24 protein-coding genes are annotated in these 22,423 nt (G+C 66.8%); 17 read left to right on the forward strand and 7 right to left on the reverse strand.

What is annotated here, in order from left to right:
• Nucleotides 1-240: 240 nt before the first annotated feature.
• Both J5M86_RS05085 and J5M86_RS05090 read right to left on the reverse strand, forming a co-directional pair.
• Nucleotides 241-1,281 (reverse strand): cytochrome P450, encoded by a 1,041-nt coding sequence (locus J5M86_RS05085; protein WP_188060136.1) that lies wholly within the window; start codon nt 1,279-1,281, stop codon nt 241-243.
• Nucleotides 1,254-1,748, reverse strand: a complete 495-nt coding sequence (locus tag J5M86_RS05090) for a hypothetical protein (RefSeq protein WP_188060137.1) — start codon at nt 1,746-1,748, stop codon at nt 1,254-1,256. The genes J5M86_RS05085 and J5M86_RS05090 overlap by 28 nt, the downstream gene beginning before the upstream one ends.
• Nucleotides 1,749-2,205: 457 nt before the next feature.
• On the opposite strand from J5M86_RS05090, the gene rplS reads away from it, so the two are divergent.
• The 9 genes from rplS (at nt 2,206) to dprA (ending at nt 9,208) form a co-directional block, all read left to right on the forward strand.
• On the forward strand, nt 2,206-2,568 hold the full coding sequence (rplS, locus tag J5M86_RS05095; RefSeq protein WP_188060138.1) for a 50S ribosomal protein L19: 363 nt from the start codon (nt 2,206-2,208) through the stop codon (nt 2,566-2,568).
• 28 nt (nt 2,569-2,596) lie between these two features.
• Entirely contained in the window at nt 2,597-3,214 is a 618-nt protein-coding gene (gene lepB, locus J5M86_RS05100) for a signal peptidase I (RefSeq protein WP_188060139.1), read from the forward strand.
• Nucleotides 3,211-4,308, forward strand: coding sequence for a signal peptidase I (gene lepB / locus J5M86_RS05105; RefSeq protein WP_244328493.1), 1,098 nt, complete (start codon nt 3,211-3,213; stop codon nt 4,306-4,308). Before lepB (J5M86_RS05100) ends, lepB (J5M86_RS05105) begins: the two co-directional genes overlap by 4 nt.
• A complete protein-coding gene (gene lepB, locus J5M86_RS05110; RefSeq protein WP_188060140.1) occupies nt 4,305-5,090 on the forward strand; it encodes a signal peptidase I in 786 nt (261 codons plus the stop codon). Before lepB (J5M86_RS05105) ends, lepB (J5M86_RS05110) begins: the two co-directional genes overlap by 4 nt.
• Nucleotides 5,087-5,815 carry a ribonuclease HII gene (locus J5M86_RS05115; protein ID WP_244328494.1) on the forward strand — a complete coding sequence of 243 codons (729 nt, stop codon included), beginning with the start codon at nt 5,087-5,089 and terminating at the stop codon, nt 5,813-5,815. Before lepB (J5M86_RS05110) ends, J5M86_RS05115 begins: the two co-directional genes overlap by 4 nt.
• A complete protein-coding gene (locus J5M86_RS05120) occupies nt 5,812-6,117 on the forward strand; it encodes a DUF2469 domain-containing protein (RefSeq protein ID WP_188060141.1) in 306 nt (101 codons plus the stop codon). Before J5M86_RS05115 ends, J5M86_RS05120 begins: the two co-directional genes overlap by 4 nt.
• An 87-nt stretch (nt 6,118-6,204) precedes the next feature.
• The gene (locus tag J5M86_RS05125; RefSeq protein ID WP_244328495.1) at nt 6,205-6,582 is read left to right on the forward strand and encodes a YraN family protein; all 378 of its coding nucleotides are present in this window, start codon (nt 6,205-6,207) and stop codon (nt 6,580-6,582) included.
• Nucleotides 6,579-8,105: a YifB family Mg chelatase-like AAA ATPase gene (locus J5M86_RS05130; RefSeq protein WP_188060142.1), complete on the forward strand. Its 1,527-nt coding sequence runs from the start codon at nt 6,579-6,581 to the stop codon at nt 8,103-8,105. The genes J5M86_RS05125 and J5M86_RS05130 overlap by 4 nt, the downstream gene beginning before the upstream one ends.
• Nucleotides 8,102-9,208 carry a DNA-processing protein DprA gene (dprA, locus tag J5M86_RS05135; RefSeq protein ID WP_188060143.1) on the forward strand — a complete coding sequence of 369 codons (1,107 nt, stop codon included), beginning with the start codon at nt 8,102-8,104 and terminating at the stop codon, nt 9,206-9,208. Before J5M86_RS05130 ends, dprA begins: the two co-directional genes overlap by 4 nt.
• 109 nt (nt 9,209-9,317) lie before the next feature.
• Here dprA and J5M86_RS05140 read toward each other — a convergent pair whose 3' ends face one another.
• Entirely contained in the window at nt 9,318-10,109 is a 792-nt protein-coding gene (locus J5M86_RS05140; RefSeq protein WP_188060144.1) for a M57 family metalloprotease, read from the reverse strand.
• A 293-nt stretch (nt 10,110-10,402) separates the two neighbouring features.
• Between J5M86_RS05140 and J5M86_RS05145 the strand changes: the two genes are divergently transcribed.
• Nucleotides 10,403-11,314 carry a tyrosine recombinase XerC gene (locus J5M86_RS05145; RefSeq protein WP_188060145.1) on the forward strand — a complete coding sequence of 304 codons (912 nt, stop codon included), beginning with the start codon at nt 10,403-10,405 and terminating at the stop codon, nt 11,312-11,314.
• 21 nt (nt 11,315-11,335) lie between these two features.
• Here J5M86_RS05145 and J5M86_RS05150 read toward each other — a convergent pair whose 3' ends face one another.
• Both J5M86_RS05150 and J5M86_RS05155 read right to left on the reverse strand, forming a co-directional pair.
• Nucleotides 11,336-11,869: a M23 family metallopeptidase gene (locus J5M86_RS05150; RefSeq protein ID WP_188060146.1), complete on the reverse strand. Its 534-nt coding sequence runs from the start codon at nt 11,867-11,869 to the stop codon at nt 11,336-11,338.
• A gap of 74 nt (nt 11,870-11,943) precedes the next feature.
• Nucleotides 11,944-13,104 carry a pyridoxal phosphate-dependent aminotransferase gene (locus tag J5M86_RS05155; protein WP_188060147.1) on the reverse strand — a complete coding sequence of 387 codons (1,161 nt, stop codon included), beginning with the start codon at nt 13,102-13,104 and terminating at the stop codon, nt 11,944-11,946.
• A gap of 234 nt (nt 13,105-13,338) precedes the next feature.
• On the opposite strand from J5M86_RS05155, the gene rpsB reads away from it, so the two are divergent.
• From rpsB to J5M86_RS05170, 3 genes are all read left to right on the forward strand, one after another.
• Nucleotides 13,339-14,259 carry a 30S ribosomal protein S2 gene (gene rpsB, locus J5M86_RS05160; protein WP_188060148.1) on the forward strand — a complete coding sequence of 307 codons (921 nt, stop codon included), beginning with the start codon at nt 13,339-13,341 and terminating at the stop codon, nt 14,257-14,259.
• Nucleotides 14,260-14,304: 45 nt separating this feature from the next.
• Complete coding sequence (tsf, locus tag J5M86_RS05165; RefSeq protein ID WP_188060149.1) at nt 14,305-15,132, forward strand: translation elongation factor Ts; 828 nt, start codon at nt 14,305-14,307, stop codon at nt 15,130-15,132.
• A 187-nt stretch (nt 15,133-15,319) separates the two neighbouring features.
• A complete protein-coding gene (locus J5M86_RS05170; RefSeq protein ID WP_188060150.1) occupies nt 15,320-16,492 on the forward strand; it encodes an aminotransferase class V-fold PLP-dependent enzyme in 1,173 nt (390 codons plus the stop codon).
• Between the two features lie 28 nt (nt 16,493-16,520).
• Here the strand turns inward: J5M86_RS05170 and J5M86_RS05175 are convergent, their stop codons facing one another.
• Complete coding sequence (locus tag J5M86_RS05175; protein WP_188060151.1) at nt 16,521-17,615, reverse strand: LGFP repeat-containing protein; 1,095 nt, start codon at nt 17,613-17,615, stop codon at nt 16,521-16,523.
• A gap of 181 nt (nt 17,616-17,796) precedes the next feature.
• Here J5M86_RS05175 and pyrH point away from each other — a divergent pair, with 181 nt between their 5' ends.
• From pyrH to rlmN, 4 genes are read left to right on the forward strand one after another with little or no spacing between them, the layout of a single operon-like run.
• On the forward strand, nt 17,797-18,528 hold the full coding sequence (gene pyrH, locus J5M86_RS05180; protein ID WP_188060152.1) for a UMP kinase: 732 nt from the start codon (nt 17,797-17,799) through the stop codon (nt 18,526-18,528).
• Between the two features lie 54 nt (nt 18,529-18,582).
• Nucleotides 18,583-19,149: a ribosome recycling factor gene (frr, locus tag J5M86_RS05185; protein ID WP_188060153.1), complete on the forward strand. Its 567-nt coding sequence runs from the start codon at nt 18,583-18,585 to the stop codon at nt 19,147-19,149.
• A gap of 12 nt (nt 19,150-19,161) precedes the next feature.
• Complete coding sequence (locus J5M86_RS05190) at nt 19,162-20,082, forward strand: phosphatidate cytidylyltransferase (RefSeq protein ID WP_188060154.1); 921 nt, start codon at nt 19,162-19,164, stop codon at nt 20,080-20,082.
• Nucleotides 20,083-20,085: 3 nt separating this feature from the next.
• Nucleotides 20,086-21,249, forward strand: a complete 1,164-nt coding sequence (gene rlmN / locus J5M86_RS05195; RefSeq protein WP_188060155.1) for a 23S rRNA (adenine(2503)-C(2))-methyltransferase RlmN — start codon at nt 20,086-20,088, stop codon at nt 21,247-21,249.
• A 17-nt stretch (nt 21,250-21,266) separates the two neighbouring features.
• Here rlmN and J5M86_RS05200 read toward each other — a convergent pair whose 3' ends face one another.
• The gene (locus tag J5M86_RS05200; RefSeq protein WP_188060156.1) at nt 21,267-22,364 is read right to left on the reverse strand and encodes an LOG family protein; all 1,098 of its coding nucleotides are present in this window, start codon (nt 22,362-22,364) and stop codon (nt 21,267-21,269) included.
• Nucleotides 22,365-22,423: the final 59 nt, after the last annotated feature.

The following is a 22,423-nucleotide window of genomic DNA, read 5'->3' on the forward strand; positions in this document are numbered from 1 at the left end:
TCGAGGCGTCGTGAGGTCGCCGAGCTGCGGATGGATCGGGAGTTCCTGCAAGAAGCAGCGGCCTTCTTCGCCACCGAGAACTCGAACCCGAGCAAGTCACGACCCCGACCTGGGCCTCAGTCAGCGAGCTCTTCCGGAAGTTCGGCCACCTGCAACGCGCACCAAGGACTCACGTCGCGTTCGCCGGAGAGCACCTGTGAACGGAACGCGGCCCAGTCGTGCCACTCGATGGCGGCGACCTCAGCCGGGTCGGGGCTCAGGTCGTCCGGCTCGGTGCAAACGGCGACGTAGACCGGGCAGACCTCGTTCTCGACGATTCCGTTGTCCATCACCGCGCGATACCGGTCGGTGCAACAGCCACGGGCTGATGATCGTCAATGTGCCTGCCGGGAGGTCGACGTCACCGACCCGCTCGGCAGCGAGTGAACGCCGGGAGATCGCCCAGGCAGGCGGGTACAAGCGCAGAGCCTCGTCGATGGCGGCACGGGTGATCGGCAGTTGCTCGCGGGGGGTCAACATGGAAACCGGCGAACCGAGCGCGCCGAGTTCGGCGCGCATCCGATCCTGAATCTCGGTGTGCTCGGCCAGCAACATGAGCGTCCAGCTGAGCGCGGCGGCGACGGTCTCGTGACCCGCGATCACCATCGTGATCAGTTCGTCCCTGATCTCGACGTCGGTGAGCTCGCTGTCGATGAGCAGACCGAGCAGATCGTCGTGGAAGTCGGGCGTCGAGGGCGCGGCGGTCCGGCGTCGAGCGGCGATGATGTCGGTAGCCACCGCGTCGAGTTCCCTTCGCACCGAACGCAATCGCAGGTTCGTGCGGGTCGGCGCCCACTGTGCGGTCGGCAGCACCGATCGACCGAGGCGGACGATGAACTCGGCGGCACCGCTGGATGCGTCGAGGAGGCGTTCGGTGCTGGCGGTGAGGTCGCTGGAGAAGAGAGCACGGCCGACTGCGTCCAGGCCGATGCGATGCATCAGCGGACTGACGTCGACGACGGACCCCGAGTGGGCGGGAGGGGTTTGATCGGCAAGGACGGTGCGGGCGGCGTCACGCACCTGCTCGCCGACTGCCTCCAGACGCCGGTGGTGGAAAGCCGGCGCGGCCAGGCGTCGGTGCTCGATCCAGTTCGGTTCGGCGCAGGCAAGCAGGCCGGGCCCGGTCACCCGGGCCAGCGCGGCGTACTGCACGGTCTGCTTGCTCCAGTTGCGAGCTGAGGTCTGCAGCACCTGGCGAACGTGAGCGGGGTCGTTCAGCAAGACGGCCGGTGCGCCGGGCACGGGGAAGGCGACGGTGTGTGCAACGCCGCATCGAGCGCGACCACACCGGGTTCGACGCCTCGTAGGGTCGCCAGCGAGGCCACCGTCGCTGCCGGTGTCAGCACCGGCAGCCCGTGGGCCGTGCCCAACGACTCAGGGCCCCACCACGTCTGGACGACGACATCACCATTGCGTTCCGAAGGGCCGAGCGAGCCGCGGGCGAGGTGGGTGCCGGCAAAGGGCTCGATGAGTGGGAGCCCATGCAGGACGGCCGCCGACGCACCCGCGGCATGGAAGTCATTGCCAGGGTGTGAGGTCAACGCGTGCACCGATGCTCGGTGCTGCAGTGTTGAACGCCCCGTGGGGTCGGCGGTGGGCCAGCGGGCAGCGTCCACGTATGCACCGCGCCGCACGCGGTGCAGCAGGCGTGCGCGCACCCACACCCCGGCGTCCTTGGAGTCGGCGCCGAGGTCGTGGAGGTCGGACACACCGAGGATCCCTTCGCGTTCGTCGAGGCGAATGCGGATCGGCAGCGGAAGTTCGTGGCCAATGGCGCGAAGTGTTGAGCCAAGACCCGCAGCAGCGTCGTTGTTGAATGGTCGCTGTGGACGAGCGCACTCCGAGCGGCGGGTTGTGGACTCATCGTTCGGGGATCTACTCGATTGCTCTGCGCCGCCCTCTTGCTGCCCGTTCCCAGTCTTGGGCGCTATAGCGCGCAAGGAACGGTTCGGAGAGCAAGTCGGCGGAGGGGAGCAAGGGAGGCTGGCCGCTCAGATAGCCGCGATTTCGTCGGGCGGCGGGTGTTCTGGCAAACTTGCCTCTTGCGTCTGCTGGTCGTGTCGACCCCCGCCACAGGGGGAGTGGCCTCAGTCATGTGGTCGAGACCTGGACGCACTCCGAACCATTGAGCGTGGCGACCTGTGGCGCCACAAGGAAGTAGCAGTCATGAAGAAGTTCGACGAGATCGATGCAGCGAGCCTGAAGGCCGACCGTCCCGACTTCCGCGCGGGTGACACCGTTCGTGTCGACGTGAAGGTCATTGAAGGTACGCGCTCGCGTGTGCAGGCCTTCCAGGGTGTTGTCATCCGCCGTCACGGCTCGGGTGTGGGCGAGACCTTCACCGTCCGCAAGATGAGCTTCGGTGTCGGTGTCGAGCGCACCTTCCCGCTGCACAACCCGGTCATCGACAAGATCGAGGTCGTGACCCGTGGTGACGTGCGCCGCGCGAAGCTGTACTACCTGCGCGAACTGCGCGGCAAGGCAGCCAAGATCAAGGAGCGTCGCGAGACCCCGGCCGCCAAGGCCTGACAAAACGTTGGCTGAGCAGGGCGGTGCCGTGTCGGATGACACGGCACCGCCCTCGTTCATGTCCGGACGCATGCGGCGACTCCTCGTGCTGCTGGCCGTGCTCGCGGTGCTGGTGGTGGTGCGGCCGCTCTTCATCGAGACCTACACCGTGCCGTCGAGTTCGATGGTGCCCACCTTGTCGCCCGGAGATCGCATCGCGGTGCGCAAACACGTCCGGGTCGAGCGCGGTGACCTTGTGGTCTTCACCGCGGACGAAGCTTTCTACGGTGGCGCGCCCGATCAGGGTTCACTGCGCAGGATCGGTGACTGGTTCGGCATCCGTCCGGGTGAGCATGTCTACGTCAAGCGCGTCATCGCACTGCCTGGGGAACGGGTGAGTGTCGATCGCGTCGGAGTGCTGCGGGTCGAGGGGAAAGTCCAGGCGGAGCCGTACCTGCGGGCAGGGGTTCTGGCCAGCACGACGGCCTTTTCCATCAGGGTGCCGCAGGGACGGTATTTCGTCATGGGCGACAATCGACCGGCGTCCGACGACTCCCGGAATCACCTCGGAGATCCAGGTGGAGGGAGCGTCCGAGCCGAAGACATCGTCGGAGTGGTCGTGTGGAGATACTGGCCGAGCGCAGGGTGGGGGAGCGTTGAATCGTGAGTGACTCCCAGTTCCGCTTGCCGCGGCGCACCCCACGTGACAGCGCCGACCAGCCGACGACGCCGATCTCCCGTGAAGAGTTAGCCGCCCTCGGCCGTCAGGACGCGCACGATCCCGCAGCGGCTGACACCGGCTCGATGAGTCGTGAAGAGCTCGACGCGCTCCTGCAGCGAGGACGCCGTGAACAGGTAGGCCGGTTGCCGGACGCCGGGCGCACTGAAGGAATCTCCCGCGCCCAGGTGGAGGATCTGCGCCGCCGCGGCACCGCCGAGCCAGTCGGACGCCTCCCCGACGCCGCCAGTCCGCAGACCAGGGCCGACCGGCGCTCAGTCGCGACCGATGCCCCGTCCACCGAGAATCGGCGTTGGTGGCAGCGCAAGCCCGCTGTTACCGCCGTGACCGAGAAGCAGGACGAGGAAGCGACAGCCAAGAAGAAGACATCGCTGCTGCGCGAGGTCGGCATCGTGGTCGCCATCGCGCTGGTGATGTCGATGCTGGTCAAGACCTTCCTGCTGCAGCCCTTCTGGATTCCGTCCGGCTCCATGGAGAACACCCTCGTCCGCGGAGACCGCGTCGTGGTCAGCAAGCTGACGCCGGGCCTGTTCGAACTCGAACGCGGGGATGTCGTGGTCTTCTCCGACGACGAAGGTTGGCTCGACACCCCGAACGTCAAGCGCAGCGCACTGGCCAATGTCGTGGTGAAGCCGTTGCAGTTCGTCGGTCTCTACCCTGAGGGCGACAACCACTTGATCAAACGGTTGATCGGTCTGCCCGGCGATCGGGTCTCGTGCACGCCTGGCCAGCCGATGCAGGTCAACGAGACGCCGGTGCAGGAGACATATCTTTTTCCCGGCGACCAGGCCTGCCAGGAACCGTTCGACATCGTGGTGCCGCCTGATCGTCTGTGGGTGATGGGAGATCACCGCAGCGCATCGAGCGACAGCCGCGCCCACGACGAGGACTCCGGTGGCAAGCGCGGATCGATCCCGATTTCCTCGGTTACGGGGCGGGCGGTTGCAATCGTATGGCCGGTGGACAGAATGGGACGTCTGAACCATCACTCCTCTACCTTCGACAAGGTGCCCACTTCATGACGCACGACTCCGCGGATGCTGCGACGCCGAACGATCCGGCCGACCACGCGACCCCGAAGGAAGGCACCGGCGACGCCTACGCACCCGGTGAGGTGCCGTCCTCGCAGGAGGAGGGCAGCAAGAAGCGGCGAGGAAGCGCCATCCGTGAGTTCGTGGTCATTGCGGCCATCGCGCTCACGCTCTCGTTCCTGGTGAAGACCTTCATCGCCCAGCCGTTCTACATCCCGTCGCAGTCGATGGAAAACACCCTCGACGTCGGCGATCGGATCGTGGTGTCGAAGTTCACGCCACAGCACTCCGACCTGCACCGCGGCGACGTCGTCGTCTTCTCCCAGCCGGCGTCCTGGGGCCCGCCGCCGCCTCCGAGCAGCAACCCCGTCAAGCGGGTCGCCAAGGAGACGCTGACCTTCATCGGCGTCCTGCCCGGGGGCGCGCAGCACGTGGTGAAGCGACTGATCGGACTGCCCGGCGACCGTGTCGAGTGCAAGCAGCAGAAGCTGTCGGTCAACGGCGCGACGCTGAACGAGACCTACCTCAAGGCCGGCTCCTTGCCGTGCGACCGCGACTTCGCCATCACCGTTCCGAAGGGGAAGATCTGGGTGATGGGCGACAACCGCAACTTCTCCTTCGACTCCCGCGGGCATGACGACGGCACCGGCACCAAGGGTTCGGTGCCCGAGTCCGACATCACCGGTCAAGTGGTGGCGGTCGCGTGGCCGGTCTCCCGTTTCCAGTCGGTGGATGCCCACCCCGAGGTGTTCGCCAAGGTGCCGAACAAGTGACCTCCCGCAAGCCCAGCCTGCGGGTCGAGCGCGCCCTGCAGCGTGAAGGCTTCGTGCGACTGGCAGGCATGGACGAGGTGGGGCGCGGTGCTCTTGCCGGCCCGGTATCGGTCGGCGTCGTAGTGATCGATGCGTCGACACGGTCTGCTCCGGCCGGTGTCCGCGACAGCAAGCTGCTCACCCCTGCGGCGCGCACGGCAATGGTGCCGAGGGTGCAGCGCTGGGCGACCGAGCACGCCGTCGGTCACGCGAGCGCGGCCGAGATCGACCAGATCGGCATCATCGCGGCGCTGCGGCTCGCCGGACGACGGGCCTTGGCCCAACTCACCGAGGTGCCCGATCTGGTGATCCTCGACGGAAGCCACGACTGGTTGACCGATCCCGCGGGCATGGGTCTGCTCGCGCTGGTGTCGGACGTGCCTGAGGCTCCGCCGGTGCGCACGATGGTCAAGGCGGACATGAAGTGCTCGTCCGTGGCGGCAGCGAGTGTGCTGGCGAAGGTGGAGCGGGACGGGATGCTCATCGAGATGCACGAGCAGCATCCCCACTTCAACTGGGCCGGCAACAAGGGCTACTCGGCACCCGACCACCTCGCGGCCCTTGACGTCCACGGCCCGTGCGAGCTGCACAGGCGATCGTGGCGCAGGTTCGTCACGCCGCTGGATCCCGCGGGTGAACAGACGCGGCCTACAGTGGGATCCGATTCGGTGAAGGAGGGTGCGTGAGCGCCGAGGATCTTGAGAAGTACGAGACCGAGCAGGAGCTCCAGCTCTACCGCGAGTACCGCGACGTCGTCGGACTCTTCACCCACGTGGTCGAGACCGAACGTCGTTTCTACTTGTGCAACGAGGTCGACGTCCTGGTGCGCGGTGAGGGCGCCGAGGTCTTCTTCGACGTACGCATGAACGACGCCTGGGTCTGGGACGTCTACCGGCAGGCCCGATTCGTCAAGAACGTGCGCGTCCTGACCTTCAAGGACGTCAACGTCGAAGAACTGCCCCCGCGCGACCTCCAACTTCCGGAGTGATCCACAGCCGGGTCGAACACTCGGCTTCATCCACAGGACTAGCTCGCCCGGTGTCGTCGAGCGCTCCGTCAGCGCAAGCTCTGCCGCATGAGCGAAGAGATGACGATCCATCGGCAGTCCTTGGGCGCCACGGGCGAAGAGATTGCGGTCGACTACCTGAGGTCGATGAATTGGCTTGTGCTGGAACGCAACTGGCGCTGCCCTACGGGTGAGCTGGATATCGTCGGCTTCGACGAGGCGGATGCGTGCGTGGTGGCCGTGGAGGTCAAGACCCGCACCACCGAATTCTTCGGACGGCCGGTCGAGGCGGTCAAACAGGACAAGATCGACCGTCTGCACCGCCTGATCCGGCAATGGCTGCACGAGCACCATGTGCGCGCGAGAGAAGTACGGGTCGACCTGATCGGGATCGTCCTGCAACACGGCAGCGTGGCCGATCTGGAGCACCTGCGTGATGTCGCATGAGCCTGAGTCGCACGCTCTGTGTTGCCGTCAACGGAATCGACGGCACCGTGGTCGATGTCGAGGCCTATGCCAGCTCCGGTCAGCCTGCCTTCAGCGTCATCGGGCTCCCCGACTCTGCGTGCAAGCAGTCGCCCGACCGCATCAGGGCCGCGGCTTCCCACGCCGGGCTCAAACTGCCGAAGCAGAAGGTGACGGTCAATCTCTCGCCGGCCGGGCTCACAAAACACGGCTCCGGCTATGACCTCGCCATCGCGTTGGCGGTGCTCGCCACCCGTGACGTGGTCGATCCCGCTCTCATCGCCGGTGTCGTCCACCTCGGCGAGCTCGGTCTCGACGGTGAGGTGCGACCGGTGCCGGGAGTGCTGCCTGCCGTGCTCGCAGCCCGCGCACAGGGGGTGCTGACGGTGGTCGTCCCGTGTGGGAACGCGCGTGAGGCGGCGCTGGTCAGCGGGATGGAGGTTGTGCCGGCCCAGTCGCTGGCGCAGGTGGTCGATCGCTATCGCGCGATCCGCCGGCGTCGTCCTTTGCCGGAATCACCGGCGCTGCCTGACGACCGTCGACGGCAGGAGCGTCCGCCGGCCGACATGGCCGATGTGATCGGTCAGCCGGAGGCTCGTTTCGCCCTCGAGGTGGCGGCGGCTGGTGGCCACAACCTGTCGATGGTCGGGCCACCCGGGGCGGGCAAGACGATGTTGGCCGAACGTCTGGTCGGTTTGTTGCCGCCGTTGGAGGAGGAGGTGGCCTTGCAAGCCACTGCCATCCATTCTGTGCTCGGCACTCTGCGTGATGGTGAGCTGATCAGGCGCCCGCCGTTCGTCGCCCCGCACCACGGAGCCAGCCTCGCAGCAATGGTGGGTGGCGGCACGCTCAAGGTGCGCCCCGGATCGATCTCGCGAGCCCACGGCGGAGTGCTCTTCCTCGACGAGTGCCCCGAGTTCAAGCGTGAGGTGCTCGATGCGTTGCGTCAACCGCTGGAGTCCGGGGTGGTGCAGGTGGCGCGGGCTGTGGGCATGTTCACCTACCCGGCACGTTTCCAACTGGTGCTGGCATCCAACCCGTGCCCGTGCGGACACGCACTTTCCCGCAGCTGCGTGTGTTCGGCGCCGGTGCTGCGCAACTACCGCAATCGACTGTCCGGGCCGCTGATGGATCGGGTCGACGTGCAATTGCAGGTGCACGCCGTCAAGCGGGTGCACGACGCCCCACCCCAGGAGGGCACAGCGCAGATCGCCGAGCGAGTGAGAATTGCACGGCAGAGTCAACGTGGACGATGGCTGGCCGTCGGCTACTCGACCAACGCATCGGTGCCCGGCAAGTACCTACGGGATCGGCGATGGCGACTTCCGACGCAGGTCACGCGTCCCATCGATCAACAACTCGACCGGGGCACCCTCACCATGCGTGGATACGACCGCTGCCTCCGAGTGGCGTGGACGCTCGCCGATATCGCAGGCGCCGAACGGCCTGGTGCCGATCATCTGCTGCAGTCACTGGGTCTTCGCATGGCAGCGGAGGCGGCATGATGCGCAACTATTCGTCCGATCGCCTCGCCCGGATGAAGCTCGCTGCGATTGCGGAGCCCCTTGACCGAGTGGTGACCCCCAAGATCGTCGGCCTCGAACCGCAGGCTGCCTGCGATCTCATCGAGCACGACCGTGGCAGTGCCTTCCAGCGCTGTCGCGCCCGCGCTGAGATCTTCGACGCCGAGCTGTTGGTGCGCGCAACCGAGGCGTTACAAGCGAGGGTGCTCGTGCCGGGCGACGAGGAGTGGCCGACCGCGCTTGACGAGCTCGCTGTTCCACCCTGGTGTCTCTGGGTGCGCGGTAATGGTCGGCTTGACGATATCGTCGCGCAATCAGTGGCGATCGTCGGGTCGAGGGCGGCAAGTCCGTACGGCACGACCGTGGCACGTGGCATGGCGGGCGACCTCGCGGCCGAGCGGGTGAACGTCGTGTCCGGAGCGGCCTACGGCATTGATGTCGCAGCTCACGAAGGTTCGCTCGCCGCCGGTGCCCCGACCGTGGCGGCTCTCGCCTGTGGTCTCGATCGCGCCTACCCGGCAGCACATCGAGGTGTGCTCGACCGGATCCGTCAGGACGGTGTGCTGGTGTCGGAATACCCGCCGGGTCAAGCCCCGATGAAGTACCGCTTCCTGGCACGCAACCGCATCATCGCCGCGCTCGGTGCCGGCACGGTGGTCGTCGAGGCCGGGCTGCGATCCGGCTCGCTGAACACCGCCGGGTACGCCGCCGACCTGGGACGGCCGGTGGGTGCCGTGCCCGGGGCGGTCACCAGTGCGACGAGTGCGGGCAGCAACGAGTTGATCCGGCAGGGTGCGCAACTGGTCTGCGACGCGGCTGAGGTGCTGGAGATGATCGGCCCGATGGACGCGTCGGCGTCGCCGCTCAAACGATCGCCCGACACCATGCTCGACGTCGTCTCCGAAGTGGCGTCGCGCACGCGTGAGGCCTTTCCGGCGAGCCGGCCGGTGACCGTCGACCAACTCGTGCATCGAGCCGGACTCGGGATCGGCGAGGTACTTGCGGGTGTCGGCGAACTCCAGTCATTGGGGGTGATCGAGCAGGCGCCGGCGGGAGGTTGGCGGCTCACCCGCACCGGCCGTTGAGACCTCCGGCCGTCCACCCCGCCCCAGCACATGGTGCAGCCCCGACCGATCGGGTCGGGGCTGCACGCACGGACTCCCTGGAGGAGGGAGGGTTCTGGGTCTGTCCGATTCAGTAGCCGTAGATGGCGCGAGCTCCGGCCCGGTCGGTCGAGGTCATCGACAGGTTGCTGGAGGTGCCGTTGCACTGCGGGTAATGCATGATCGACGAGCTGTCGTAGGCCGTCAGCGGGCGCCAGTTGTTGTCCTCGAAGCAAGTGCCCGCCTCGGGGCGAGTGTGCTCGTGGCGGAAGCCGAGGGTGTGGCCCAGCTCGTGCGCCATGATGTTCGAGGGGGTCCACGAACCGGCATTGAAGAGCTGGCTGGTGTTGATCAGGACGTTGCGGCTCGACTTCGAAGAGCTGGGGAAGAACGCCCGGGCGATGTAGGACGAGCCGCTCGATGCGGGCTCGACGGAGAACACCACATTGTTGTTGCGGGTGTTGCACTTGGAGTTCTGGCTCGACAGGTAGACGAAGCGAATGCCCGAGGAAGCTCCGTGCCACTGCGCGGCACCGGAAGCCATGGCGTTCGCCACTGCTGCCTGGTTGGTGCCGAACCGAGTCGACACGCAGTACGTCAGGTTGCGGGCCTGGGTGGCGGTCCACTTGTCGTCACCCGAATAGGTGCGGTTGATGATCAGCCCGTCCTTGTCGGGAGCGGTGGTCATCTCCTTGTAGTACGCCTTCAGCGCGCCCTTGTTGGCGACGGGCTCGTCGCCGTTCACGATGTACTGGTTGTCCGAGTCGCGCACCGCGCTTGCCTCGAACTCCTGGAAGCTCGGAGCCTGCGCTGCGAAAGCGCTGCCTGCCACTGCCAGCGTTGCGCAGGTGGCGAGAGCGGCACGGCTGAGTCTTCTGCTCATCGGGTGTCTCCTGGGGTGTGGCCCGGTAGGGCGGGGATTGGGACGCGTATCAACATATGAACGAGTTGGTAAACAGGTCACCCGCTAGAGGTCAAAGATGAGTCAGGACTCGGTAAAGGCAAAGCCATTGGAAATCGGCGGTATTCAGCTCCAGCCCTGCCGTCGTTCCCGCGCGCGATCGAGCTGCGCCCCGGTGCTGACGTGCGATCACTGCACGAGCTCGCCGGTGACACCGCGGCGCACACTGCATCGGACGCAGGGTTTTCGGTCGGGCGGGCATTAGGTTGGCAGGCATGTCAGCGCCTGCCGATCCGCTGGTCTGCGACTACCTGAAGCATCTCGAGGTCGAACGCAACCGTTCCGCGCACACCGTCCGGGCTTACTCCGGTGATCTCGACGCGCTGCGCACTTTCCTCACCGAAGCAGGCGTGGACGAGTGGAGCGAGGTCGGCCTGGCAGATCTGCGCTCATGGCTGGCGCACATGTCGGAGCAGGGGGCGGCGAAGTCGACGATCGCCCGCCGCGCGACGGCGGTGCGCGCCTTCTTCCGCTGGGCTGCCCGCACCGGAGCGGTGCCGACAGATCCTGCGCTGCGGCTGGCCTCGCCCAAGAAGCCGAAGTCGCTGCCCGGCGTGCTGCGGCAGTCGGAGGCGGAGGAGTTGATGCACATCGCTGCACTGGCTGCCGACGACGCCGATCCGGTGCATCTACGCGACCGCGCCGCCCTCGAACTGCTCTACGCCAGTGGCCTACGAGTCGGCGAACTGGTCGGACTCGATGTCGACGACTGCGACCGCGAACGCTGGGTGGTGCGGGTGCTCGGCAAAGGCAACAAGGAACGGACGGTGCCCTACGGTCGCCCAGCGGCCGAAGCGATCGAGCAATGGTTGGAGCACGGACGTCCGAAGTTGGCCAACGCTGCGTCCGGGCCAGCGCTCTTCCTCGGACGGCGCGGCGGCCGCGTCGATCCGCGCACGATCAGACGCAGCCTGGAAGCCGCCCTCGGCCACGTGCCTGACGCCCCCGCGTTGAGCCCTCACGGACTACGGCACAGTGCTGCGACCCACATGCTTGAAGGCGGTGCCGATCTACGCATGGTGCAGGAGATGCTCGGTCACTCCAGCTTGGCCACCACGCAGGTCTACACGCATGTGTCGGTCGAGCGGCTGCGGCGGTCGTTCACCCAGGCCCATCCGCGGGCCTGATCTTCGCGCGACGCCAGCACGTCAGGGAACCGGAAGCAGCACGACGCGCTGCGGCTTCAACAGCATGAGCGGGTCGCGGTAGTTGCGGTCGCCGATCACCAAGCCCCAGTGCAGGCAGGCGCGCGGTGCACAATGACTCGCCTCCGGAGTCAGGGTGCCGATGAGGTCGCCGGCACTGACCGTTGCGCCCTGCTGCACGCGTGTGGCGAGGGGCTCGTAGGTGGTGCGCCAGCCGTTGCGATGAGTCACCGCCACCGTGCCTCGTCCTGCGATGACACCTGAGAAGCTCACCACTCCGTCGCCCGCGGCATGGACGCGCGCGTCCGTCGAGGAGAGCAGGTCGACCCCGCGATGGCCGGCCGCCCACTTCTGGGACGGCGCGATGAACGGACGCACAACCGCTGGGTCCGGACGAAGCGGCCACACGTACCCGGTGCGCGGTGCTGAGCTCACACTCGTCGGCGCCGCTGGAGGGCCCGACGGTGCCGCAGCCGGCACCACCGCCTGAGTGCCGAGCGTCGCCGACCACATGGCCATGAGCATCAGGACCTTCATGGCCCGAGCATGCGAGACCGCTGACCGCGTCGGCGGGCGCGCCAGCCGGTCTGTGGACGACCAAAGTGCTCAGGTCAGGCTGTGGAGAACGCGCGGCGCAGACGGTCGACGCCCTCGGTGATGACCTCCGGACGCTTGCAGAACGCAAAGCGCACCAAGCCCGGCGCCGCGGCGGCGTCGTCGTGGAAGGCCGACACAGGTACGGCGGCGACCCCGGCTCGTTCAGGCAGCGCGCGGCAGATCGTGAGCGCGTCCGGCCCCCAGGCCGAGCAATCGGCAATCACGAAGTATCCGCCGGCCGGCACGGCGACCGGCACGCCGACGGACGCCAGACCTTCCGCCAGTAGGTCCCGGCGCAGCAGCATGGACTCGCGCTGGTCGTCGAAGAAGGCGTCCGGCAGTCGTAGGCCGGCCGCGATCGCAGGTTGGAAGGGACCGCTGGCCACGAAAGTCAGGAACTGCTTCACCGTGCGCACCGCGGCGATCGCATCGGCCGGGCCGGTCACCCACCCGACCTTCCAACCGGTCGCGGCGAAGGTCTTGCCGCCGGAGGAGATCGTGAGGGTGCGATCTGCCATCCCTGGAAGCGTGGCCATCGACACGTGCTGCCCGTCGTACACCAGGTGCTCGTACACCTCGTCGGTCACGACGTAGGCATCATGCTCGCGTGCCAGCTTCGCGACGAGTTCGAGTTCGGCGCGGGTGAAGACCTTGCCGGTCGGGTTGTGCGGGGTGTTGAGCAGCACCAAGCGGGTGCGCTCGGAGAAGGCCGCACGCAGACTCTCCTCGTCCACGGTGAAATCGGGGAAGCGCAGCACACTGGTGCGCCGCTGCGCACCGGCCAGGGCGATCGATGCCGCGTAGGAGTCGTAGTAGGGCTCGAAGGTCACCACCTCATCGCCTGGTTCGCACAACGCCAGAATGGTGGCCGCGATCGCTTCGGTGGCGCCGGCGGTGACGAGCACCTCGGTGTCGGGATCGACGTGCAGATCACGGAAGCGCAGTTGGTGCTCGGCAATGGCCGAGCGCAACTCCGGGACGCCGATCGCCGGTGGGTACTGGTTGCGCCCGGAGCGGATCGCCTCCACGGCGGCGTCGAGCACCGGCTGGGGCGCGTCGGTGTCGGGGAAGCCCTGCCCGAGATTCACCGCGTCATGGGCGAGGGCGCGTTGGGTCATCTCGGCGAAGACGGTCTCGCCGAAATCCTGCATGCGTCGAACCAGGGGAGAAGTCACGTGATCAGCCTAGGCAGCGGCAGGGCCGCGTTCGATTCGGTGGTGTGGCCACCTTGCCCCTAGACTGTGCTCACGGCCCGTGTCAACGGGTCGAATTCGCGTGCTTGTTCCGGCTTCGGCCGGGAGTTCACCTCGATCAGTCCCGTGACACCACGGGTCGGGGCGGCTCCGAGCACCAGGTTTCACCGACGCCGTCGGTGAGAGACAACTGGAAAACTACGAAAGGACCTCGGCATGGCCGTCGTCACAATGCGCCAGCTCCTGGAGAGCGGCGTCCACTTCGGGCACCAGACCCGCCGTTGGAACCCCAAGATGAAGCGCTTCATCATGACCGAGCGCAACGGCATCTACATCATCGACCTGCAGCAGTCGCTGACCTACCTCAACGACGCGTTCGACTTCATCAAGCAGACCGTCGCCCACGGTGGCACGATCCTGTTCGTCGGCACCAAGAAGCAGGCTCAGGAGTCCATCGCCGAGCAGGCGACCCGCGTCGGCATGCCCTACGTGAACTACCGCTGGTTGGGCGGCATGCTCACCAACTTCAACACCGTGCACAAGCGCCTTGCTCGCCTCAAGGAGCTCGAGGAGATCGACTTCGACGACGTGGCCGGCTCGGGCCGCACGAAGAAGGAACTGCTCGTCCTCAAGCGCGAGAAGGACAAGCTGGCCCGCACCCTCGGCGGCATCCGCGACATGAACAAGGTGCCGTCGGCCGTCTGGGTCGTCGACACCAAGAAGGAACACCTCGCCGTCACCGAGGCGCGCAAGCTCAACATCCCGGTGATCGCCATCCTCGACACCAACTGCGACCCGGACGAGGTCGACTACAAGATCCCCGGCAACGACGACGCCATCCGTTCGGTCACCCTGCTGACCCGTGTGGTTGCCGACGGTGTGGCCGAGGGCCTCATCGCCCGCTCCGGTGGCGGTGCCGCTACCGGTGAGGCCGCCGAGCCGATGGCCGAGTGGGAGCGCGAACTGCTCGCCTCGGACGAAGCCGCCGCCAAGACCGATGTCGAGACCGGCCCCAGCTCCGTCAAGGAAGCTGCCGACGACAACGCTGCCGCCGACACCAGCAACGTCGAAGAGGCCGGCGCCCTGGCAGAGGCCACTGAGAAGACGGCGACCGACGTCGCCGACTCCCAGGCCTGAGCCTTCCCACACATCAACTGAATTCGCGAAGGAGCGAACAGATACATGGCGAACTACACCGCCGCTGACATCAAGGCGCTGCGTGAGTCGACCGGCGCCGGCATGCTCGACGTCAAGAAGGCTCTCGACGAGGCCGACGGCGACCAGGCCAAGGCCACCGAGATCCTGCGGGTGAAGGGCCTCAAGGGCGTGACCAAGCGCGAGGGCCGCACCACCGAGAACGGTCTGGTTGCTGCGTCCGCCGAAGGTGCCGCGGGCACCCTCGTGGAGGTGCTCTGCGAGACCGACTTCGTCGCAAAGGGTGAGAAGTTCGGCGCGCTGGCCGACCGCGTGCTGGCCCAGGCCGTCGCGGTGAAGGCCGCCGACGCGCAGGCCCTGCTCGACAGCGAACTGGACGGTCAGACCGTGCAGGCGATCCTCGATGAGGCCAACGCCACCATCGGCGAGAAGATCGAGATCAAGCGCGTGGCTCGCGTGGAGGGTGACACCGTCGTGTCGTACCTGCACAAGACCAGCCCCGACCTGCCGGCACAGATCGGTGTCGTCGTGGCGGTCAAGGGTGACGACGCCCAGACCGCACGCGACATCGCGATGCACATCGCCGCTTTCAGCCCGACTGTCCTCTCCCGCGAGGACGTCGACGCCGAGACCGTCGAGAACGAGCGCCGCGTGGCCGAGGCCACTGCCAAGGAAGAGGGCAAGCCCGAGGCTGCGCTGCCGAAGATCGTCGAAGGCCGAGTCAACGGCTTCTTCAAGGAGAACGTCCTGCTGGAGCAGGCCTTCGCCAAGGACGCCAAGAAGACGGTCGCCAAGGTTGCCGAGGAGGCCGGCCTGGAGATCACGGGCTTCGCCCGCTTCAAGGTCGGCGTCTGACGAGCCGAAGAGCGAGGTGGTCGGCGAGCGTAGCGAGTCGGCCGCGGAGCGGCTCGGCGACAGAAGACGCCAGACAGCACGGCGTCTGACGAGCCGAAGCGTTCCGTCGTAGATCGTCGAAGGGCCGGTACCCACTGGGTGCCGGCCCTTCGCCATGCCATGCGTCGCGAAGACGGCATGCGCTTGGATGGACGATGTGCGTGACGAGATCCTCGACTTGTTCGATGCCGACGAAACGGTGCTGCACCTCAATCCCGGTGCCTTCGGGATGGTTCCGCGAGCCGTGAGGACGGTGCAGCGGCGCTGGGCCGAGCGGATCGAGCAGAATCCGTTGCGCTTCTTCCGGCTGGAGTGCCAGGAAGAGTTGGCGCGGGTGCGCTTGGACGTAGCGCGCTTCCTGGACGCCGACGCCGACTCAATTGCGTTGGTGCGCAACGTTTCCGAGGCGACCGGCATCGTTCTGGACGCCGTCGGAGTCGGCCCCGGCGACGAGGTGGTGGTGTCGAACCACGGCTACCCGACGATCGCGCAGGCGGCCCTCGTGCGTGGCGCTGAGGTCGTGGTGGCGAATTTCGGCATCGACGCCACCGACGATGAGATCGCTCAAGCGTTTCGGGAACAGGTGGGGGAGCGCACCAAACTCGTCGTTGTCGACCAGATCACCTCGCCGACGGCATTGGTGCTCCCCGTGGCGAAGGTTGTGCAGGCTGTGGGCGATACACCTGTCTTCGTGGACGCCGCCCATTCCGCAGGCACGCTCGACCTCGACATCGCTGCCCTCGGAGCGGCGTTCTGGGCGACCAACCTGCACAAGTGGTGCTTCACCCCGCGTGGCACGGGCGCGCTCTGGGTCACCGCCGACTGGCGGGAGCGGGCTCGCCCGGCGGTGACGTCGTGGACCAGCGAGAAGGGATTTCCGGCGTCCCACGACTTTCCGGGGACGATCGATTTCACCGGCATGCTCGCGATTGCCGAAGGCCTGGAGTTCTGGCGGGCGCACGGCGGCCTCCAGATCGCCGAACGCTCGCGCCAATTGCTCAGCATCGGAAGCGAATTGGTGCACCGACGCGTCGCGATGGCGCTGCCGGACGCGATGCCCGACTATGACGCTTCCTGGCCCGCGCGCACCGCGCCGACGATGCGGATCATCCCGTTGCCGGACGGCGCGGTGAGCGAGCCTGGGGACGTCTCAGCGCTCTACGCAGCCCTCAGCGGACGCGGCGTGGAATGCCCGCCGGTGGCCTTCGAGGGAATGGGCCTGGTGCGCTTGGGTGCGGGTCTGCACAACGACGAACTCGATTACGACCGGTACGCAGAAGCGTTGGTCGCTGAACTCGGTCGCCGGTTCGACGACTACTGACCCTTGTGCACCTGTGGCGACTCTGCGGTCAGCGCGGGGTCATGGTGGTGACGCCGGCGGTGTTGATCGTCAACACCGCCTTCTCGAAGACCTGAGTCGAGCCGGTGCTCGTGGTCACGGTGTCGGCAACCGGGTAGCCCACCTTCGGCTCCGCGCCGTACTTCACGAAGGTCTTCTGCATCGCCGGCATGATCACCTTGCTGCCGGTCTTGGACGACCAGTACATCCAGCCCCGCTCGAAGGCTTGGGCGACGCCCGTGGTGCCCGCAGCCGAGGTGGGCGTCCATTTGGGAAGCGTCCACGGCAGACCGTACTTCGGCAGTGCGCCGGTGCCTGACCAGTGACGGTAGTTGTCACCCCAGATGGGGAAGGTGCCGGAGCTGTACTTGAAGACGATGCCGTTGGAGAACGGCACGTAACGCACCGCATACCGGTAGTCGGTCTCCGCCATCAGCGGCCCGCCGAGACTGCCATTGACACCGCCCAGACTGGTCCAGAGCGTGAGGATGGATCCGTAGGGCGCAGCCGCCTCGTTGATGAACTTCTGCGCGGTGGCCTGCGCCTGGTCGTAGCGGTAGGGATACGCCGAGCGCTCGACGGCCTGGGCGAGTTGGCCGGCGGTGGAGTACTTGTGTTGCAGGGGGAGGGCGACGTCCAGGAACTTGTTGACCTGGTAGGTGACGTCCTGCAGCTGGGCGTAGGTGCCCCAGCCCATGCTCGGTCGCATCTGGAAGATGCCGATGGAGTCGGCGTCGCCGCAGTTGAGGTTGTTCAACCACGACTCCACCCAGCCGGCTTCGAACATCGCCAGCATGACCTTCGCCGAGATCTTGCGGTTCTGGCCGATCTCGTACATGCGGCGAGTCACATTGATGTCGCGCGTGGTGGGGTATGTGCGGCACGCCGCCTTGGCGGCTCCGGCCATCCGAACACCCGTGGGGCTGTAGGCGGGCTGCTTCGCATCCTCGGCTGCGGCTGAGGGCGCCAAGGTGGCGACCAGCGCGCCGCAGACGGCGAGGGACATCGGGGTGCGGCGGGAATGGCGCAGGGGCATCGGCAGCTCTTTCAGCTCTTCGGCGACGATCGCGTGTCGGTGTGGTGGCGTCAGGTTGATCACGCTCACGCACCACGGGTTTTTGGCTCAGCGCGTGTCGGTTGTTGACCAACGTGGCGCATGTGGCTAGTGAGCAGCCGGTCCAGAGTGCCAGTCGGACGTTCGGATGGCAACCGCGGGCGAGGGCAGGCGCCTGGATGTGGAAGTATTTGGCGACCGCACAGCCAGGCTCGACGTCCCGGAGGCACGTATGACCGAATCCGCCATCAGCCCGACCTACCACCGCGTACTGCTGAAGCTGTCAGGTGAGGTCTTCGGCGGCGGTCAGGTCGGGCTCGACCCCGATGTGGTGAAGGGCATCGCGCGACAGATGGCCGAGGCCAACCGCAGCGGCGTGCAGATCTGCGTCGTGATCGGCGGCGGCAACTTCTTCCGCGGCGCCGAACTCCAGCAGCGCGGCATGGACCGCGTGCGGGCCGACTACATGGGGATGCTCGGCATCGTCATGAACTGTCTCGCGCTGCAGGACTTCCTGGAGAAGGAAGGCATCGACACTCGGGTGCAGTCGGCCATCACGATGGGTCAGGTCGCCGAGCCCTACATCCCGCGCCGCGCCATCCGCCACATGGAGAAGGGGCGCATCGTCATCTTCGGTGCCGGCATGGGCATGCCCTTCTTCTCCACCGACACGGTCGCGGTCCAACGCGCACTGGAAAGCCGCTGCGATGCAGTGCTCATCGCCAAGAACGGTGTCGACGGAGTCATGACCGCCGACCCCAAGAAGGACCCCTCGGCGACGCTGATCGACGAGGTCACCTACCAGGAAGCGATCGAGCGCGAGCTGCGGGTGATCGATCAGACCGCCTTCGCGCTCGGCGCGGAGAACAAGTTGCCGATGGTCGTCTTCGGGATGGAGGGCGAGGGCAACATCACCCGTGCCCTGCAAGGTGAGAGAATCGGCACATTGGTCGTCCCGGCCTGACCGCGGACGCAACAAGCGCACCAACCTGAAACCTCATTGAAGGAGCACGTCGCGATGGACGGCAGTATCGAAGAGAGCCTGTTCGAGGCCGAGGAGAAGATGGAAAAGGCCATCGAGGTGGCCAAGGAAGACTTCTCCGCCATCCGCACCGGCCGGGCCAACGCGGCGATGTTCAACAAGCTGACCGTCGACTACTACGGCGCTCCGACCCCGCTGCAGCAGCTCGCGTCCTTCCAGACGCCCGAAGCCCGCACAATCCTGGTGCAGCCCTTCGACAAAGGCTCCATGACAGCGATCGAGAAGACGCTGCGCGAGTCCGATCTCGGCGTCAACCCCAGCAACGACGGCAATGTCATCCGCATCGTCCTTCCGCAGCTCACTGAGGAGCGTCGCCGCGATTACATCAAGATCGCCCGCGACAAGGCAGAAAACGCCCGTGTCTCGGTGCGCAGCATCCGCCGCAAGGCCAAGGAAGAGATGGACCGCCTGGTCAAGGACGGCGACATCGGTGAGGACGAAGGCACCCGCGGCGAGAAGGACCTCGAAGTGCTGACCAAGAAGCATGTCGACCTCATCGACACCTTGCTGAAGAGCAAGGAAGCCGAGCTGCTCGAGGTCTGAGCAGTAGCCGCAATGCCCGACCCCGCCGACGCCACGCCTGATCAGCAACCGCTGGTCGAAGCGCCGGTGACCCGCCGTTCCGCCCGGGCTGATGCCCCGGCGGCGGTGGCGCACAACCCCACGCCGCGAGCGGGGCGAAACCTGTATGCCGCGATCGGGGTCGGGGTCTTCCTCGGAGCACTCGTGCTGGCCTCCCTCTTTGTCCGCAAGGAGGCGTTCGTCGTCATCGCGACGGCTGCCGCCGTCGTGGGCACATGGGAGTTGCTGCGCGCGATGGGGCAGGGCGATATCGCTCCGCCGGTCATCCCGACGCTCGCCGGAGCAGCAGTCATTCCACCGGTGGCGTATGCCTTCGGACCGGAAGCGCTTGCTGCCGCGGTGTGCCTGACCTTCGTCGGCATTCTGCTCTGGCGCTCGGTGACTCACGTCCGCGACAGTGCGATCGATGTCGCAGGCGGATTGTTCACCACGCTGTACGTGCCGACATTGGTGTCTTTCGCGATGCTGCTGGTCCGCCCCGAGGACGGCCCGCTGCGCATCGTCGCCTTCATCGTCACCACGATCGCCTCCGACATCGGTGGTTATGCCGTCGGCGTCGTCTTCGGCAAGCACCCCATGGCGCCGACGGTGTCGCCGAAGAAGTCCTGGGAAGGTTTCGCAGGATCGGCCGTCTCCTGCGTTCTTGCCGGAGCGCTCACGGTGCACTTCCTGCTCGACGGCCGCTGGTGGATCGGTGCGCTCATGGGTTGTTGCGTCGTGGTCGCAGCAACCGTGGGCGACCTGTGCGAGTCGATGATCAAACGCGACTTGGGTATCAAGGACATGAGCAACCTGATTCCCGGTCACGGCGGTCTGATGGACCGCCTCGATTCCCTCGTGATCGCCGCGCCCGTGAGCTGGGCGATCCTGACCCCCTTCGTGATGGTGAGCTGAGCGATGCCGACCGATCTTCCGAATCCCACGACCAAGCCCGCCCCGGGCCAGCTGACCTTCACTGCTCCTCGGCGCGGCAAGCCGCCGGTGCACCTGGCCGATCTCGACGAGAAGGGTCGCAAAGAAGCTGTCGAGGGGTTGGGGCACAAGGGCTTTCGCGCCAAGCAGTTGTCAACGCACTATTTCGAACATCTGGTCACCGACCCGGCTGACATGACCGACCTGCCCAAGGACGGGCGCCAGGAACTCGTCGGCGCGATGCTGCCGCAACTGCTCACCCCGATCCGCACGCTGGAAGCTGACGGCGGACGCACGATCAAGCAGGTGTGGCGGATGTTCGACGGCGCACTCGTGGAGTCAGTGCTCATGCGGTACCCCGGACGGGTCACCATGTGCATCTCCAGCCAGGCCGGCTGCGGCATGAACTGCCCGTTCTGCGCCACCGGCCAGGAAGGTCTCACCCGCAATCTCACCACCGCTGAGATCGTTGAGCAGGTCGTGGCGGGGGCGCGGCTGTTGCGCAGCGGCGAACTCGCCGGCGGCACCGGCGAAGACCGCGAGGCGCCCTTGCGCGTTTCCAATGTCGTGTTCATGGGCATGGGTGAGGCCCTGGCCAACTACCGCCAGGCCGTCAACGCAATCCGCCGCCTCACCGATGCTCCGCCTGCCGGGCTCGGCATGAGCGCGCGCGGGCTCACGATGTCGACGGTCGGTCTGGTGCCGGCGATCGACAAGCTCGCCGCCGAAGGCATTCCGGTCACCCTTGCGCTGAGCCTGCACGCACCGGACGACGAACTGCGCAACGAACTCGTGCCGATCAACACCCGGTGGTCTGTTGACGAGGCGCTCGATGCCGCCTATCGCTACTACCAGACCACCGGACGTCGGGTCTCGATCGAGTACGCGCTCATCAAGGACATCAACGATCACGCATGGCGGGCCGACCTGCTGGGACAGAAGCTCGCAGCGCGCGGCAAGGGCTGGGTGCACGTCAACCCGATCCCGCTCAACCCGACGCCGGGCTCGAAGTGGACGGCTTCGCGCAAGGGGGTCGAGCAGCAGTTCGTCGAACGCCTGCGCGCCCACGGCATCCCGACGACCGTTCGCGACACCCGCGGGTCCGACATCGACGGCGCCTGCGGTCAGTTGGCTGCCTCGACAGCCTGAGCCTCGACGTCCCCAGTTCACCCTGACGGCGTGAGCAGGATCTGAGCCGCCTCGTCGATTGTGTCGACCAGGTGGATCGATTGCCCGAGCGGTGATCGTGCGCCGAGCGCTTCGAGCACCGGCCAGACGGGGACGGTTTCGGTCCACTGTGTACGTCCGACCAGCACCAGAGGCGGGCCGGGTTCGGCGGCGTAGTACAACCGGGTGGTCACCTGGAAGATCTCCTGGACGGTGCCGGCTGCGCCGGGCAGCACGACGATCCCGCCGTTGCAGATTGCCAAGAGGATGTCTTCGCGCAGCGCATTGCTGAAGTACTTCGCGACCGCCGAGCCGAAGAGGTTCGGCGGCTCGTGGCCGTAGAACCACGTGGGGATTCCCAGCGAGCGGTGCGACACTGCGGGCGCGTGCCGGGAGCGCACCTTCCACGCGGTCGCGGCCCATGCGTCGATGCTCCGGGCGAAGTCGGGTTCGCCCGCGAGATCGAGCAGCGCGCGCCTCAGTGCATCGTTGTCCCCGAGCAGTGCGCCGAGATTCGCGGCCTCCATGGCGCCCGGCCCGCCGCCGGTTACCACGGTGGCGCCGGCGTCCGCGAGCCGGGCTCCGAGCCGGGCGGCGTCCTCGAAGGCGGGGGTTCCTCGTTGCACGGCGTGGCCGCCCATCACGCCCACCACGACACGCCCTTCCACCCACTCGGCGAGTGCATCACTGATGCAGTCGTCGTGGATCGCGCGCTGGAGGGTCGCGTAAGCGTCGCCGGTGAGCGTGGTGTCGCGGCTCCAGTGGTAGGCACGGGCGTCCGGGGTGTGCTCGTAACCGGCTTCAAGCAGGCCGTCGTACAACTCGGCGTAGCCGTAGAGCGCGCTCCGGAAGCTCGGCACGGGCAGGCTCGGATCGTCCTCGAAGATCACGGCGCCGTGATGGCGCAGATGTTCGGCCAGCGGCTTCGTGATACCTCCGCCGAGGACGACAACACCTTGGAAGTCGTTGCGTGCCAGGAGTTCTCGTTCGCGTTGCCGGAGCTCGAGCCCTTGCAGGCGAGCATGGTGGAAGCTGCCGTTGGGCCTCGCGAGCAGTGCGTCCAATGCTTCGAGGGATTCGACTTCGTACGGGGTCACGGGTCCATCCTGCGACAGAGGTGAGGGGTAGTCGCGACGCGGCGTCGGTGGATTGCGGC

The organism is Yimella sp. cx-51 (assembly GCF_017654605.1).
Taxonomy (GTDB): domain Bacteria; phylum Actinomycetota; class Actinomycetes; order Actinomycetales; family Dermatophilaceae; genus Yimella.